A 13,787-nucleotide genomic window follows, 5' to 3' on the forward strand; every position below is an offset into this window, starting at 1 on the left:
TAATTGCCGTGTTAAAATGCTATTGTGGTGAAAAGTAAAGAGTCACGTTCGTGCAAGCTAGTGCCTGCATATGACGTGACTCTTTTTATATCGGTCAGTTTCTATTTATTAAATTTCTCAACGAAATCCAAACCTTCGTAACTTAAACGAGGATTTGATTTGGAGATCATAACAGATCCGCCCGCACCAAGTCTTGCACTGACGCCAAGGAGATAGCCAAAATTCACAGCTTTTTCAAGAGCATCATATGCGTCGAGATCTTCAAGATCCAAATTAGCAAAGAAATCAGTATCTCCATTTTGAACGTTTTTCAAAATTGTGTAGATTGCTTGATTAAATTCTATTGTAGATTGGAACATAACATAACACCTCCTTCTGTCCTAGTTTTTTCGACACCAAAAGAGGTGAATCCTTCTATCCGTCGAAATGATACAAGAATCGACGGGAGGAGGTGTGTAAATGGAAGTGGTGGTTGAATTCGAGTTTATTTCGGGTGATCAAGAGACCATAGATTTTGTTTGGGAAGATGAGCAGAGCTTAGCTAAGCTGCTGACTGAATCCGACTGGTTTAACTTTGCTGGACGACACATTAACATAAAAAATGTTAAGGCATTTAGAGTTGTCTCCAGAGAGCAGAAAACTGAAGAAGATGCTAAAGAACAAGCAGAGCATGCTGATCATGTGAATAAAATATTAGGGTTGAACTTTTAAGCATCCTTCGGGGTGCTTTTAATATTTTTCCGTAGTCTAGATTCACGAATTTTTTTGCTTTCTTTTTTTCTTAATTCTTCGAGCTGTAATTCTTTTTCTTTTTCATGGATAACTATTCGAATTACGATTAAATGACGATCCATTAAATTAGCGTTATAAGTTTTAGTTGTTAGATCTGCCATAAAATAGGCAGCAAGTGTGACAACGAGGATACCTGTAAAAATAACTAGATATATTGTTTGATCGGAATTTATTATGCTTGAGATCGTTGCGAATGCAGCAATAACTAGGCTGAAAACAGTTACCAAGGAAATGAAATAACTAGAAAGTTGGTTGTTTTCCATATACCTAGGACTTTTTAACAATATTTCTTTTTCGAAGTTTCGTAATGATTCTAGTTCGTACTGATGATAATACTTGAAAAAATCAGAGTTTATTTTGGACAATTTGTATTCTTCATGTGTTAAAGGAATTCCTTTAACGAATTTTTTAGAGGGCCTTCGTAATTTTAGATGAACCCATTTAAAGTTCGAGAGATCAATTAGTGTGAAAATAAGGAAAATTATGATGGGTGGCCCGAAAAATATAAATGATGACACTGAATCATCTCCTTTTTGTTTTATTACAATGTTATACGAAGTGATATTGTTTTTAGGTTCAAGTTAATGATCCTATAAGACAGCTAGTATTGTTAATAAACACTTTAACTGAAATTTCTTTTAGTCAAATAGATAAAGGAGCTGACTTAGATGGCAGGAGGATGGAAAAGTAAATATCAGACCCCCGTAGAACCCAAACTCCTGCTGATCGAAGCCTGGGCTCGTGATGGAATGATTCAGGAGGATATTGCCAAGAAGTTAGGTGTGGTGATGTCCTCTTTTTCTGAATACAAAAATAATTTTCCGGAGTTATCGGAGCCCTAAAAGAGGCCAAGAGATTGTAGACGTTGAGGTGGAAAATACCTATGCCCTCTGGAGTGGTCAGAGGGCTTTTCTATATTCAGATAGAGACGGTGGATTGGCATATGGAAGCCATACCAGGAGGTGTGAAGGACATGCGGGCGCAGGATGTGAATACGATTGTCGATTTGAAGGTTCAACTGGCGCGGATCGAGGAAGCGTTGAAGCCGCTTGCGGCTTGGCTCCAGGCTTAGCGGAGGTCAGAGAGATTTCCAAAGAAGCGTTGCAGACAGTGCAGCAAACGGGTCTGAGACTCGTTAAACTTGAAGCAAATTGAAGAAGACAACCGATGTAGCTCATGAAGCCAAGCGCAATGTGGCCGATGTGTTGACACGTTTAAATAAGCGTGACGAGGATCAAAAATGGCTACAACGTACCGTTTATGCTGCGGTATTAACTTGCATAACAGCACTGATTGTAGCGGCTGTATGGACCGGAATTAAGTTAGGGGGGATGTAGTGTTGAATGGGACATTATTCAAGGATTGATTCATGGTAGTAGTCTACTTATCGTATTGGCAGCCTGCTGGGTGATCGTGTACATTCTCAAGAAAACGCCCAAGGTACAGGATTGGACCATCATTTATACGTTTCAGTTGTAGCTATTGTATTTTTTATCCTGATGCTTAGTCTAAGAGTGGAGAGAGTGTTACAGGGCATCCAGGTAGGCGTTGTGGCTGTGTACGGTAATTCATTTGGTGTAGCAGACAAAAAAGGGAGCTGGTACAGATGTTTAAAGTATGGATCAATGCAGGACATGGTGGCAAAGACCCAAGGACATTATCAAACGATATTCAAGAAAAGGATATTGCGTTGAAGGTTTATTTCAGCATTAAGGAACGTTTGGAAACCTATTATGAGAATGTACAGGTGCTGCTGTCCAGGCCAAAGACGTATTCTTGGAACAGAAGGAGCGGATAAGCAAAGTAATGCTGCGGGAGCTGATATCCTTGTATCCATCCATTGCAACGCTGGTGGGGGCAAGGAAGTCCTGCCGATATACTTTGGCATCCCAAAACAGCATCAAGCTTCAAAACGTCTATACAAGGCCATAACAGACGAGGTCGGGGGTATTGATCGTGGCATCAAGGAGCAGAACTTGCACATGGTCAGTGAATCCAAGATACCTGCCCTATTAACGGAAAACTTATTTGTCGATGTGGCCGCGGAGGCGATCGTCTCAAGCAGGTCAGTGTGATTGATGCAATCATTGATGGTCATGTCCAAGGGATTGCTACATATCTGGGGCTGGCCAAAACGAAGGAGGACAAGCCAGTGACTCAGGAGCGAAACATTAACGTACCAAGCAAATGGGAAGTAGCGGCGTGGGCTGAGGTAACGGATAAAGGATTCTTGAAGGCACGCGTCCAGGTGCAACTGTTACGCGGGAGAGGCTTGGGGCTGTGATTAGTAGGATGTTACGCTATATTGCTCAAAAAGGGTAACTGAGGTGGTATATATTAAAATCTGAAAGAATCGGTAAATGGGGCTCGACTGGCATACGCTGGCGGGGCCCCTTTTCTTTTTTAAGTCTCTGTTCGTCCCAAATTCAGCCACAAATAAGCCGAAATACAAGCCTTAAGTAAACGAAGTTAATCAAAGAAGGGGAGTACAATAATTAAAGAAACAGGAGGGAGGTGTTTTAAAAAGATGAAAAGTGGATAAAAAAGGAATAGTTTTAATTGTAATCCCTAGTTCGATTGTTTATACTTGTGTCAAAGACAATAGGACTGGAGAACTTGAAATGTTAATTCAAACTGGCAGATTTAATACCATTTTCCCTAGGATTGATAATTTAAGGAAAAGAGCCTTCGATATTGAAGAGAATTTACAAGCTTACTACTCTGCAATGAACGTTATAGCTCTTCCTGACAATGCTCCTGAAATGTTGACGAGGCTTAGTGCAAGTTCTATAAATGGGCATTCCCAAATAGAAATATCACTAAGCAATGCTCAAGTTAATGTGCAATTCGATGAAGCGTTTAACACAGATCCTGAAAAGTGTTTGAACTATCTGAAGAAGAGAGCAGATCTTTTGAACGATACAATGAGCCCATATTTAGTAGATGGGGCACTGTTCTCTGGCTTGACTATTGAAGGTATTGTTCCTATTGATAGTGAGCTTGCGGTTGATGTGATTAAGGACAAATTTCTTAATTACCGATCCAATACTGAGCCTTTTGATATTGAATACAAATTGGCCTATGTATTAGAAGATCGGTATTACGTCAATCTTGTTTTCAGAAATATCAGATTCTTTGAGGGAATTGGAATGAATCCGCAAGAAATGGTGTCTATAGTTGAAAAGTCTAACTTACTGGGAGTATCTATTGATATTAACGACAGATATCTTTTCAACAGAGATAACGCTTATCGAACTGAGGCAGACACACTTGATGCGATTTACAATATAATGGAACGTATTGTAAAGGATAAGCTGCCAAAAATGATTACGGAAGGTGTGATTGAATTATGATGAGTGTAATGAATAGTAGTTCATCTTTCGCCCTTAAATCTGCTGCTGTAATACTGACTACTTTGACTTCAATGTCCGGTATTGCTTCAACAAGCTCATCATTCAGCCCTATGGAGAATAACATTGGTAAATTCAGCTTTGAAGAAAAAACAGGGACGCCTGATGTGATTTCATTCAAGAACAAAAGTTGGGTAACGGAGGCCCAAGAGCTGTTTCCTGAAATGAGGGACTTTACAAAAGAAGAAGCGGAGAACTACGAGAAAGCACTAGATGAGTTATTTGTGCCAACTGGTAGAAACTTCTTTGATTTATGCTAACAGATTTTGTGAAATTTGTAGAAGAACTGTTTCCCTCAATCTCTCCGTACACTAGGGAAGAAGTAAAGCGTTCAATTCGTCAGTTTGAGACTTTAGGGCGTCACACAAAGTTTTGCTTGGCTCAGCCATTTGAATTCCTCTCTCAAGGGGATATTATTGGAAATATCCCCTTTGTGAGATTTAATGAAAAAGGTGAGCAATCAACTTTGTCTACGAAGGGGATGCTGATTTCAAACACATGTGATGCTGAGAATGATGACTCTATTCTATTTGCTCCACTGGTACCCTTATCTAAAATTACAGGTGATATACATGCAATGAAAAATAATCTAAATTATCGTTTGCTGTATATTCCAGATGCTGATTTAGATGACTACATAGTAGATTTAAGTCTAGTTAATTCATATTCAAGAAAGCTTATTGAAGGTGGAATGACGGCAGGGAAAATTCAGAAATTCTCTTCACTGAACAAACTGGGCTATTATTTATTCCTAAGTAAACTAACTGTCCATATGATGCGTCCTGAAGATTCTGGTGTACAGTCAATGCGCACAGATATAGCCGGCTAAACAATCAAACAAGCCCTGTTAACCTTTATAGGTCAGCAGGGCTCTTTTGTTTATCTGCTCAATTTATACAGGCAATACTGATTTAAGGAAACACTTTCCGCAGCACACGTTCCACCAACTGCCGATGCAGGCTCTTAGGAACACGCAGGTTAAATTTCCTGCTGTACTCGTCCTCTCCGATCGGTTCAGGGATGACGTCGCCGTACTCCAGCTTCCTGCCAAATAACCCTCCATAGCTTCTCGAACACTCTCGTATGCTTCAGCAAAAGTATCTTCGTTGCTTTGGCATCCAACTAATTCCGCAACAGTTGCAAAGAAATAGTCACCGCTCTCGTCCTTTTATGCGAGGGCCATGTAGTACGCTAAATTCTTTTTTGCCATCAGTTTTAGACTAGAATGTGATGTGAATTAAGGGAAGGGGAGGAGTTACTCCCCGATTCGGTCCGTCTTTGACGTAAGTCGCATTTAGTGGTTGTTCCTTTTTGGTTTTGGAAATGGAATTGAAGTGCAAGCGATTGTTTCTGACTAATCCATAAATGTGATGCCGGAGTCTTCTTAACCAAGCTGCATGCGATCTTTTTTTGTGTTCTTTAATATGAATGTGTGCGACAACAGACCACTATACCATGCAGTTCATAAACATAAACACTGCATAATACATATCAGAAGGTACATTTATCTGACTTTTATGAAGAGACGGAACAATGGTGTATACTATCCATAGGCATATATTACCTTTACCTTGCTGAACGATATAAGTTCAACTACACATTTACACGATAACGGAGAGGACAGAAATAACCTGAAGAAGCGAAGCGGGCGCCTTTATCCCCGGATTTTCCCGTTTAATAGGGAATCAAAAAAATCTGGGGATAACAGCGATCGGAAGGTTGTTCTGTCATCGGAGTGCCTGTGTAAATAACCATATTTGAACTTATGTAGAGTCACAAAACCAATAAAACAATCTTATGGACGGAGGACTCAAGTTTATGTTGAAACAGCTTAAGCCATACAAGGTGTTACAGGAGCGCAGAATTGAAGAACTGAAATCGGATGCGTATCTGTTGGAGCACCAGAAATCCGGAGCCAAAATCGTACTTTTGTCCAATCAGGACGACAACAAAGTATTCAGTATCGGTTTCCGCACACCCCCGGAAGATGATACAGGGGTAGCCCATATCCTCGAACACTCCGTGCTCTGTGGGTCCAAGAAATTTCCGGCCAAGGATTCTTTTGTTGAGTTGCTGAAAGGTTCTTTGAATACATTCCTTAACGCCATGACGTATCCCGATAAGACGATCTACCCGATCGCGAGTCGTAATGATCATGACTTCCATAATCTGATGGATATTTATCTGGACGCGGTATTGAATACGAATATTTATGAGAATGAAAAGATATTTTTGCAGGAAGGTTGGAATTACAATCTGACCTCGGCTGATGATGAGTTAACTTACAACGGAGTTGTATATAACGAGATGAAGGGTGCCTTTTCTTCACCGGAACGTATGGTGCGCAGAGAAGTGCTGAACTCCCTTTTCCCGGATACCACATATTCCTCCGAGTCTGGCGGATTCCCGGAAGCTATTCTGGATCTTACCTATCAGGGGCTGCTGGATTTCCACACGAGATACTATCATCCTTCCAACAGTTACATCTATCTCTACGGGGATATGGATATGGAAGAGAAGTTGCAATGGCTTGATGAGAACTATCTGAGTGCATATGATCGAATCGAGATTGATTCGGCTATCCAACTTCAACCTGCCTTTGCAGAACGGGTAGACACAGTTAAGACTTACTCTGCGGGAAGTACGGAATCCGAAGTGGATAACAGCTTTTTGACCTATAATGCGGTGATTGGCACAAGTCTGGACAAGGAACTGAACATTTCGTTCCAGATTTTGTTATACGCCTTGCTGAACGCCCCGGGAGCGGTATTGAAACAGGCTTTGCTGGATAAGGGCATTGCGAAGGATGTCTACGGTTCGTATGATGACAGCCTGTATCAGCCTGTGTTCACCGTCGGATTGAAGAAGAGCAATCTGGAGAGCAAAGAGGATTTCCTGGGAACGGTCCAAGAAGTGCTTGAGCGTGTGGTGAAAGAAGGCTTCGATCCTAAGGCGCTCCTTGCAGGCATTAACTCGTATGAGTTCAATCACAGAGAAGCAGACTATGGCAGAATGCCGAAGGGTCTGATCTACGGATTCTCCTCCCTGCAAAGCTGGCTGTACGATGAGGAGGCACCATTCACTCATCTGGAGGCTAATGACGTATTTGCTGAGCTGCGGACAAAAATGAACGAAGGTTACTTCGAGCAACTTATTGAGAAATATATTTTGCAGAACACACATACTTCCTTCGTAGCGCTTACCCCGGATAAGGGGCTGAACTCACGCAAGGAGGAAGCGTTGAAAGAACGGCTGAAAACCATCCAGGCCGGACTTAGCGAGGAAGAAGTTCAGACACTGATTCAGAAAACGGAAGCACTCGCCGAATATCAGAATACACCTTCAACCAAAGAGCAGCAGCAGGTCATTCCGACGTTATCGATTGAAGATATTGATCCCAAAGCTTCTACGTTGCATCAAACGGTGAACCAGGTCGACGGCACAACCATTCTGCACCATAACCTCTACACGAACGGGATTGGTTATCTGAGACTGCTGTTCGATATCAAAGAAGTGCCACGTCATCTGCTGCCGTATGCAGGATTGCTGAAAAATGTACTGGGTTACGTGGATACTCAAAACTACTCCTTCAATGAATTGTCCAATGAGATTCATATCCATTCGGGCGGTATTCATAGCGGGATTGGATCGTATGCCAACGCGCATAAGCACAATGAATTCAAAGCCACCTATGAGTTCAACGCGAAAGTGTTGTATGACAAGCTTGGATTTGCCTTTGACATGATCCAGGAAATTGTGTTCACATCCCGATTCGATAATTCGAAGCGGTTATATGAGATCATCTCTCAGATGAAAGGTAATCTGCAACGTAATCTGATCAATAGTGGACACTCTGCGGGAATTGGACGGTCTTCGTCCAAACATTCAGCGGTTGCGGATTTCAGGGAAGCGGTAAGTGGCATTGCCTTTTACCAGTGGTTGGAGGATCTTCAGGCGAACTTTGAGGCTAGAAAAGAAGAGTTATCTTCCAGCCTTCAAGAGTTGACGGGGTATATTTTCAGACCGGAGAACTTGCTTGTCAGTTACACTGCCGATGAGCAGGGATATGAAGGACTGGAGCAACAGGTATCCGATCTGAAAGCGAAGCTATTCACACATGAGGTTGCCAAGGAAGAGTTTACGTTCCTACCTGCTACTCATAAGGAAGGATTCCGTTCCCCGTCAGAGGTGCAGTACGTGGTGCAAACGGGCAATTACATCGACAAAGGATATCAATACACCGGTTCACTACGGGTCTTGCAGGGCATCCTGTCCTTGGATTACTTATGGACCAATATTCGGGCCAAAGGCGGAGCTTATGGCTGTATGTCAGGCTTCAGACGGAACGGAGACAGCTACGTTGCATCGTACCGTGATCCGAACCTCGCTAAAACGTACAAAGTATATGAAGAGATACCGCAATATTTAACCGATTTCCGGGCAGACGAGCGGGAAATGACACGTTATATTATTGGTGCGATCCAGGATCTGGATACGCCGAGAACCCCTTATGGCGAAGGGGCATTCTCTCTGGAGTGTTATCTGTCGAATGTGACTGAAGCGGATCTGCAACAGGAGCGGGACGAAGTGTTAAGCACGAAGGAAAGTGACATTATCGGTTTTGCTGCGCTCTTATCAGACATACTTGAACAGCAACAGCGCTGTGTGATCGGTAATGAGAACAAGATCGAGGAACAGAAGCAAATGTTTGACGAGACGCTGGATTTAATCAAAAACTAAACGTTAGTCTCGCTGATTTTCGATTCAATAGGCGTCAAATGCAAAAGGCACTTTTATGAGCTGGTTTAACAGCTTATAGAAGTGCCTTTTTTAACGGGTAGCAATGAGGTGCGCCTATCCCCTCCCATATGAGAATGGTTGACACGCTGCATTGTTCAAGTGACAGCAAGCATGTTGTATATTTTTAAAGTCCGCAGATCTTCCTTTGAGATTTTCAATTCATTATACAACTCCTGATTCTCGGGCAGCGGGGTTCTGGAGAATAACATTTTGAGCGCGATTGGCATGAAAGGTCTGAAGGAGACACCAGCCATCAGTCCCCACTTTTTCTCCGATTCCTGAAAAGATGCCAGAATATTAATATATAGATTCTCCAGCGGCGTGGCCTGATTTTTCAAAATTAGCGTGGTGAGTGTATCATAATGCTCGGTGTGGCCCCAGTACATATTCTCGCATTCTTGATAGTTCTCAAAATCCTTCACATTCATATACATCACGGTGCGATAACGGTTGGCATCCGATTGAGCCATCATGTCAATGACACAACGAATGAGACTGTTGTTACGCCCGTCATAGAAGTAGGAATAGAAACGGGTGGAGTTCTTGAAAAAGCTGGACGGAACCGCATTCATCAAGGGAGAAGCGTGTCTGGGCTCTTGGTACAAGAGTTGCTCCACCTGAATGTTGAGCGCGTTCGCAATATGATGTAACGTCACCAGATCAAGTGTAATATCTCCGCTCTCATATTTGGACAGGGTGCCCTTGCTCTTAAAGATCTGATCCGCCAGCTGTTGGATGGTCAGTCCCCGCCACTTCCGAAAGTTTCGTATTTTCTTGCCAACTTCCTGATTGATATTGTTCATAACCGGTTCTCCTTATGCAATGTTTCTTGAGAGTACGTGAAAATGATGAAAGTCATTCATAAAAATGATGTTATATGAGAAATATATCACTTTCTCGACAAAAAACCTATTCTGAGGAAACAATAAACTTTATTTGTTTCGTTAGGATAGATTGTATTGCATTTGATGCAATTTCTACGTCATGGAATAATAGATCTCATACGACATGAACCGACAATGAAAAGTTGAGCAGACAGAGGAGCAGAAGCTATGAAATATGACTTTGATGAGATTATAGATCGCACAGGAACAAATGCCATGAATACGGATGGATTCCGTCAATATATTTTTAACGCTTCAGAAGATATGACATTTCCATTTAAGGACGAAGAATTCATTCGCATGTGGATTGCAGATATGGAGTTCGCCACACCTCCCGAGATTCTGGATGCAGTGAAGGAACGTTTGGACCGCAGAATTATGGGTTACTCCCAGGTGTTTGATCCGGCATACTATGAAGCTGTCTCGAATTGGATGAAACGGTACTATGACTGGTCCTTCCCGAAGGAGTATTTGGAGACCTCAAACGGGATCATCCCCACTTTGTATGAACTGGTGGAGTATATCTGTCAATCGGATGAGAAAGTACTGATTGTTACCCCGTCTTATGGTTTCTTCAAGTCAGCTGCGGAGCATAATGATCTTGAACTGGTATGTTCAGATATGCACAATGAGCAGGGGCGTTACTCGATTGATTTTGAGGATTTTGAAGCCAAGGCCAAGGATGAGAAGGTAAGGGTATGTATTTTCTGCAACCCCCATAATCCGTCTGGACGCGTCTGGACAACGGAAGAGTTACAACGTGTGGGTGAGATCTGTCTGAGGAACAATGTATGGATTATTTCGGATGAAATTCACTGTGATCTGCTGCGGACTGGCAAAAGACATACGCCACTTGCGAAGCTGTTCCCGGATACGGATCGAATCATTACATGCATGTCTCCGAGCAAAACATTTAACATGGCTGGTCTGATGTTCTCCAACGTCATCATTCCGAATAAGGCACTTCGAGACATCTGGCAGGCACGCCATTATGGTTTCAAAAACCCACTGAGCATTGCTGCTACGCAAGCGGCATATGAAATGGGTGATGAATGGCTGAAACAGTTAAAAAGTTATCTCGACGCCAATTTCACCTGCGTGGAAGAGTATGTGAAGCAGCATCTGCCACAGGCTGTTTTTCACATCCCGGAAGCCACATATCTGGCCTGGATTGATATCTCGGCATATGCTCCCCAAAATGTAAGTTTACCGTTATTCTTCGCAGAGCAAGCGGGTGTATTGCTCGAAGCTGGTCACATGTTTGTAGCGAATGGTGAGGGCTGTATTCGGTTGAATCTGGCTTGTCCGCGTTCTGTCCTTCAGGAAGGATTACGGAGAATCAGTAGTGTGCTTGTAAAAGAAGTTGAAGAGGTGCCCGTTCAAGTATAACGTCATCAAGTCATCCGAAAAAGTCATCTTGCAACAACGAGGTGACTTTTTCGGATGATTATACTGAACGCAGCAAGAACAAGGTTTAATTTGAGGTGAACGTATACCCTGATGCACGATTCTGGTCTGCTGTCCCCGGTTATGTTAAAATGGTGGATAGTCTATGAGTTGCATGACATGCGGCTCTCAGAAGGAAGAGCCCGGTAGTTGGGCTGGACGTAATTGCATTCATCAGGGGAAAGGAGCCTATACATATGTTTGGAAACGATTGGGACAAGGTGCTACAGGAAGAGACGGAAGCCGAATATTTTAACAAAATTCGTTATACCCTCGCCGCCGAGTACAAGACGCAGACGGTCTTTCCGCCGAAAGAAGACTTGTTCTCCGCACTGAAGCTGACGCCATATCATCAGGTTAAGGCCGTTATTATTGGTCAGGACCCTTATCACGGTGCGGGTCAGGCTCATGGATTAAGCTTTTCGGTTAGACCGGGGGTACGCGTACCTCCTTCTCTGAAAAATATATACAAGGAACTTCAGGCCGATCTGGGCCTGCCAATTCCGAATCACGGATCTCTGGTCCACTGGGCTCAGCAGGGGGTTCTGTTATTAAATGCTGTTCTCACGGTCCGTGAAGGTCAGCCGAACTCGCATCAGGCATTGGGCTGGCAGACGTTTACGGATGCTGTCATTCGCGCGCTGAATGAACGTTCAGAGCCAATGGTCTTTATGCTGTGGGGCAGTCATGCCCAGAAGAAAGGTGCATTTATTAACAGGGACAAACATCTGGTACTGGAGTCTACACATCCCAGTCCACTGGCTGCGCATCGCGGATTCCTCGGCAGTCGTCCCTTTTCCAAAGCCAATGAATTCTTGACCTCCAAAGGTATTGAACCGATCGATTGGAAGATACCTGAAAACTAGACAGATGGAGGTGAGAACATTGCGACATTGGATAGGACGAAAAGTAGCGGTATATCGTGCAACAGGCATACGGGAGCCATTGAAGGGAACGCTGGTCGAGTGGGATGAAGAAGCGGAATGTGTGCGGATCGGACCGAAACGGATTAAGGTGTCGTTTGACAATATCGCAATGATCAGACCTCTTCCCGAAGAGAGTCTTCCCTTAAAGAAAGCACGTTCTGAAGTGCACAAGGTTGGATATGTGATGAAAAAGGCGATTCAGTTCGAAAATGCAATCTATTTCAAGTCACAGGTTATGATCTGGCGCCGGGCCAAAATTGTAGCGTTATGCACAACGATTCTGCGTCATGACGAGGATCAGGTTGAACTTGCAGATGGTCGGGTTCTTCGTAAAGACAAGCATATGTTTGTCGTACGTTCACGCCGTGGCATACGTTAGATATACGAAGATTTAATACTCATTTCATGCAAAAATCATACGGATTTAATGTTTGTTCTGTATATTAGGTAGTAACAACCCCTTCTAAATTGATGTGTACTGAAATGGGAGCCCGGCCGGCTGCAAACGGTCGGGTATTTTTTTGTCCATGGGTTCTGTTAACCTGTTGTACATACCCATAACATTCATGTTGTATACTATTAAGATAGATCATGAGAAGGAGTGAAATCCATTGAAACGTATAGCTGTTTTTGCAGGCTCCAATCCGGGAAATCACCCCGATTATACAGAGAAGGCTGTTCAACTTGGCAAACAGATTGCCGATCGTGGGTATGCGCTGGTTTATGGTGGTTCTTGCATGGGTCTGATGGGTGCAGTAGCCGATGCTGCTCTTGAGCAAGGGGGAGAAGTAATCGGGGTTATGCCTACGGGATTATTCCGGGGTGAGGTTGTTCATGGAGGGCTCACACAACTGATTGAAGTGGGAACCATGCATGAACGCAAGGCTACGATGGCTGAATTATCCGATGGCTTCATTGCGCTTCCCGGAGGTATGGGTACATTTGAAGAACTATTCGAGGTACTGTGCTGGGCACAGATCGGCATTCATCGTAAGCCTGTTGGCTTATTGAATGTCAACGGATATTATGGACCGCTGATGAAGATGGTAGAACATAGTGTACAGGAGGGATTCTCTAACACCTCGCATCTGAGTCTGTGGAGTCTGGAATCGGATCCGGCTGAACTGATCAAGCAAATGTCATCCTATATTCCTGCAGAGTTGACTCAGAAGTGGTCACAACTTAACGGGAAATGAGTGCATAAGAAGAATGCCTGTACCCAATCACTCCTCGGGAGAATTTTCGAACTGCCCAAGCAAGTTGCGCTATCGGACATAGTCTATAGTGTACTTTGATGAAGAGGGGAGTGTCACTGATGAGCGAACTCAAAGGTACAGGTTACGGGTATTGCGGAGGCTTCGGTGGTGGAGCATGGACATCGACAGGTGCAATTCTTGTATTGTTCATTCTGTTGGTTATTATCTCACGCACATTCATTCTGTAATTCGGTCAGTATCCCGGGACGGGAATGACGTTGCAGAGGCAGCGCCCGAATAAAAATGACCTTTCCATAGAGACGCCGGTATATG

Annotated in this window: 19 protein-coding genes; 15 read left to right on the forward strand and 4 right to left on the reverse strand. The window is 43.3% G+C overall.

Annotated elements, in window-relative coordinates; all coding sequences use genetic code 11:
- Nucleotides 1–101: 101 nt before the first annotated feature.
- Nucleotides 102–359 (reverse strand): hypothetical protein, encoded by a 258-nt coding sequence (locus ACX9NY_RS02835; RefSeq protein ID WP_342570661.1) that lies wholly within the window; start codon nt 357–359, stop codon nt 102–104.
- Between the two features lie 100 nt (nt 360–459).
- Here ACX9NY_RS02835 and ACX9NY_RS02840 point away from each other — a divergent pair, with 100 nt between their 5' ends.
- Nucleotides 460–711, forward strand: coding sequence for a hypothetical protein (locus tag ACX9NY_RS02840; RefSeq protein ID WP_342570660.1), 252 nt, complete (start codon nt 460–462; stop codon nt 709–711).
- On the opposite strand, the gene ACX9NY_RS02845 is transcribed toward ACX9NY_RS02840, so the two are convergent.
- Nucleotides 708–1,055: a hypothetical protein gene (locus ACX9NY_RS02845; RefSeq protein ID WP_342570659.1), complete on the reverse strand. Its 348-nt coding sequence runs from the start codon at nt 1,053–1,055 to the stop codon at nt 708–710. The two genes, ACX9NY_RS02840 and ACX9NY_RS02845, sit on opposite strands and share 4 nt — an antisense overlap.
- Before the next feature lie 405 nt (nt 1,056–1,460).
- Between ACX9NY_RS02845 and ACX9NY_RS02850 the strand changes: the two genes are divergently transcribed.
- The 8 genes from ACX9NY_RS02850 (at nt 1,461) to ACX9NY_RS02885 (ending at nt 5,031) form a co-directional block, all read left to right on the forward strand.
- The gene (locus tag ACX9NY_RS02850) at nt 1,461–1,634 is read left to right on the forward strand and encodes a hypothetical protein (protein WP_472476992.1); all 174 of its coding nucleotides are present in this window, start codon (nt 1,461–1,463) and stop codon (nt 1,632–1,634) included.
- Nucleotides 1,635–1,675: 41 nt separating this feature from the next.
- Nucleotides 1,676–1,864, forward strand: a complete 189-nt coding sequence (locus ACX9NY_RS02855; RefSeq protein WP_342570657.1) for a hypothetical protein — start codon at nt 1,676–1,678, stop codon at nt 1,862–1,864.
- A gap of 534 nt (nt 1,865–2,398) precedes the next feature.
- On the forward strand, nt 2,399–2,590 hold the full coding sequence (locus tag ACX9NY_RS02860) for an N-acetylmuramoyl-L-alanine amidase (protein ID WP_472476994.1): 192 nt from the start codon (nt 2,399–2,401) through the stop codon (nt 2,588–2,590).
- Entirely contained in the window at nt 2,532–2,867 is a 336-nt protein-coding gene (locus ACX9NY_RS02865) for an N-acetylmuramoyl-L-alanine amidase (protein ID WP_472479197.1), read from the forward strand. Before ACX9NY_RS02860 ends, ACX9NY_RS02865 begins: the two co-directional genes overlap by 59 nt.
- On the forward strand, nt 2,864–3,076 hold the full coding sequence (locus tag ACX9NY_RS02870) for a hypothetical protein (RefSeq protein WP_342570653.1): 213 nt from the start codon (nt 2,864–2,866) through the stop codon (nt 3,074–3,076). Before ACX9NY_RS02865 ends, ACX9NY_RS02870 begins: the two co-directional genes overlap by 4 nt.
- 337 nt (nt 3,077–3,413) lie before the next feature.
- Nucleotides 3,414–4,145 carry a hypothetical protein gene (locus ACX9NY_RS02875; protein WP_342570652.1) on the forward strand — a complete coding sequence of 244 codons (732 nt, stop codon included), beginning with the start codon at nt 3,414–3,416 and terminating at the stop codon, nt 4,143–4,145.
- Nucleotides 4,142–4,462, forward strand: coding sequence for a hypothetical protein (locus ACX9NY_RS02880; RefSeq protein ID WP_342570651.1), 321 nt, complete (start codon nt 4,142–4,144; stop codon nt 4,460–4,462). Before ACX9NY_RS02875 ends, ACX9NY_RS02880 begins: the two co-directional genes overlap by 4 nt.
- Nucleotides 4,456–5,031, forward strand: coding sequence for a hypothetical protein (locus ACX9NY_RS02885; RefSeq protein WP_472476997.1), 576 nt, complete (start codon nt 4,456–4,458; stop codon nt 5,029–5,031). The genes ACX9NY_RS02880 and ACX9NY_RS02885 overlap by 7 nt, the downstream gene beginning before the upstream one ends.
- Nucleotides 5,032–5,113: 82 nt before the next feature.
- Here ACX9NY_RS02885 and ACX9NY_RS02890 read toward each other — a convergent pair whose 3' ends face one another.
- Nucleotides 5,114–5,287, reverse strand: coding sequence for a toxin-antitoxin system HicB family antitoxin (locus ACX9NY_RS02890; protein WP_472479199.1), 174 nt, complete (start codon nt 5,285–5,287; stop codon nt 5,114–5,116).
- A 733-nt stretch (nt 5,288–6,020) separates the two neighbouring features.
- On the opposite strand from ACX9NY_RS02890, the gene ACX9NY_RS02895 reads away from it, so the two are divergent.
- On the forward strand, nt 6,021–8,942 hold the full coding sequence (locus tag ACX9NY_RS02895) for an insulinase family protein (RefSeq protein ID WP_472476999.1): 2,922 nt from the start codon (nt 6,021–6,023) through the stop codon (nt 8,940–8,942).
- Between the two features lie 155 nt (nt 8,943–9,097).
- Here ACX9NY_RS02895 and ACX9NY_RS02900 read toward each other — a convergent pair whose 3' ends face one another.
- The gene (locus ACX9NY_RS02900; protein ID WP_017687366.1) at nt 9,098–9,805 is read right to left on the reverse strand and encodes a helix-turn-helix domain-containing protein; all 708 of its coding nucleotides are present in this window, start codon (nt 9,803–9,805) and stop codon (nt 9,098–9,100) included.
- Between the two features lie 249 nt (nt 9,806–10,054).
- On the opposite strand from ACX9NY_RS02900, the gene ACX9NY_RS02905 reads away from it, so the two are divergent.
- From ACX9NY_RS02905 to ACX9NY_RS02925, 5 genes are all read left to right on the forward strand, one after another.
- A complete protein-coding gene (locus ACX9NY_RS02905; protein ID WP_472477001.1) occupies nt 10,055–11,275 on the forward strand; it encodes a MalY/PatB family protein in 1,221 nt (406 codons plus the stop codon).
- A gap of 254 nt (nt 11,276–11,529) precedes the next feature.
- Nucleotides 11,530–12,198 (forward strand): uracil-DNA glycosylase, encoded by a 669-nt coding sequence (gene ung, locus ACX9NY_RS02910; protein WP_339235817.1) that lies wholly within the window; start codon nt 11,530–11,532, stop codon nt 12,196–12,198.
- Between the two features lie 19 nt (nt 12,199–12,217).
- On the forward strand, nt 12,218–12,637 hold the full coding sequence (locus tag ACX9NY_RS02915; protein ID WP_315937091.1) for a hypothetical protein: 420 nt from the start codon (nt 12,218–12,220) through the stop codon (nt 12,635–12,637).
- A 232-nt stretch (nt 12,638–12,869) separates the two neighbouring features.
- Complete coding sequence (locus ACX9NY_RS02920; protein ID WP_339235811.1) at nt 12,870–13,454, forward strand: LOG family protein; 585 nt, start codon at nt 12,870–12,872, stop codon at nt 13,452–13,454.
- A gap of 119 nt (nt 13,455–13,573) precedes the next feature.
- Nucleotides 13,574–13,702 (forward strand): hypothetical protein, encoded by a 129-nt coding sequence (locus ACX9NY_RS02925; protein WP_255319930.1) that lies wholly within the window; start codon nt 13,574–13,576, stop codon nt 13,700–13,702.
- The last annotated feature ends 85 nt before the right edge of the window (nt 13,703–13,787 follow it).

Source organism: Paenibacillus sp. CB74 (assembly GCF_055687625.1).